Origin of the sequence: Bacillus sp. AY2-1 (assembly GCF_008368965.1) — a bacterium.
Classification (GTDB): Bacteria; Bacillota; Bacilli; order Bacillales; family Bacillaceae_G; genus Bacillus_A; species Bacillus_A thuringiensis_S.
Window position 1 is genome coordinate 1 of record NZ_QPEL01000183.1, and the last position, 2,004, is coordinate 2,004.

The window sequence follows — 2,004 nt, forward strand, 5'->3', positions numbered from 1 at the left end:
TTCCCCTTCTATATGAGTAAATTCTATATAATCTCCCTCTTTTACAGGTACTGTTTGGGTTTCAGCATTTTGTTGTCTATTTCCCATAATTTCCTTATTGTACAAAACGCTACCAGATGAATTCTGGACTTTAATACTTGCATATGTGCTATTGAAATAAGAATGCGGCACACCAGCTTCTAATTTGATTTTCAGCTCTTCTGCTGTTTTATTATAATCTACTTTTGCAATTTCTCGATCACTATATCCTTTTAGGGACCATGCAAATTGTTTTCCATCTAGAATTGTTGTCTCTGGCATTTTTTCTACTTTCTTTAATCCCTCTTTTGTAACCTCATACCTTGCTGACTTTCCAATAGTCTCATTTTTGTTATTTTCAAGATTCGTTAATGTTGCGCGTGTTTTTTCCTTTGCTGCTTCCCCTTCTATATGAGTGAATTCTAAATAATCTCCTACTTTTACAGGTACTGTTTGGGTTTCAGCATTTTGTTGTCTATTTCCCATAATTTCCTTATTGTACATAACGCTACCAGATGAGTTCTGGACTTTAATACTTGCATATGTGCTATTGAAATAAGAATGCGGCACACCAGCTTCTAATTTGATTTTCAGCTCTTCTGCTGTTTTATTATAATCTACTTTTGCAATTTCTCGATCACTATATCCTTTTAGGGACCATGCAAATTGGTTCCCTACTAAAATATCAGAATTTCCATTTGTAATTTCTACTTTTTTCTCTACAGTTCGATCAAATATGTCTGTTAATGTAATTTTAGCAAAAGCCGTTTGAGGCAATTGCATAGTTTGACTTACCTCAGTTTTGTAAGACTTAATATTATCGATTACTTTCAAAGGTTGTCCCATTAACTTTTCATTGTCATAGATTTCAATTTTCCCTTTAAACTGTGGAGTACTTTGTTCTTTCAATTTCCATGAAACATTTAATTTTCCATCTTCAAAGCGAGTATTTTGAATATCAAAATCTAAATTTCCCATTTCTGGTTGACTAGGCTGATTTATATTAAAGGTTTTTCCAGTACCAATAGTTGATTGAGTATTTCCTCCTGCCCTAACCCATAGATATTCTGAAGTTGCTCCTCCATCGTATTGATAGGACGTATCATGTTGCCCAGAGATACGCTGATTATTCCAAGAATTCCATTGTTTATCTGAAACTTTTCTGCTGTATCCATTTTTAAGACGTGCTTCTCTTACATCTTGTCCATTACCAGCCCAGTCCTCTTGAAACATCGATAAACCATAGTTAAATGCCACATTTGCAACTGGATGATCCATAATAGCAACTAACTTCCATTGATTTAATTTATTATCTTTTATCCACTGGCCAAACTTTGTATGGCCATCTTCTTGCCAAGAACGTAGAGTCATTCGATACCATTCACTATCTTTCCAATTATAAGTTGTTTGTACCTTTAGACCTGTTCCTTCTCCACCAAATCTACTGGCTTCTGAAGTCGGCGATAAATATTCAGCTTTTATTGCTTGGTTTGATGCTATTGGATCCCAAAGCGCAAAGTGAAGGGTACGTTTACCGAATTGATCAAAACCACTTTGTTGTTGGAAGCCCGCATAACCACCACCTTCTCCTCCCTGATTCCAGTTATGCACAGCCCAATATGTATAAGGTGCTGTGGTGACCAGTCTATGCTAATAATATCTGAAGCAGCAGTATTCCAATATGTATAAGGTGCTGTTTGGACTGGTGACCAGTCTATGCTAATAATATCTGAAGCAGCAGTATTCTGTGGTGTTACATAAACTGATGGGGCATGAGATCGGGTTGCTGCCTCTGTACTAGAAATTGGTGCTCCATACATTGACAACATGGTACAAGCCGTTGAAACCATAACAATTTCTTTTATTTTTCCCCTTGTTTTTACTTTAAACATAACTTCCTATCTCCTTTTAAATTATTTTAGTTACATTAAATAATAACCCTATATATCCCTTTAAACAAATTACGTAATAAAGTAACATTAGCTT

At 35.3% G+C, this 2,004-nt stretch carries 1 pseudogene; it reads right to left on the bottom strand.

The features are described from left to right. Positions 1 to 1,910, bottom strand: a pseudogene (locus DN403_RS27775) (DUF3472 domain-containing protein); the annotation flags it as partial. Positions 1,911 to 2,004 lie beyond the last annotated feature (94 nt).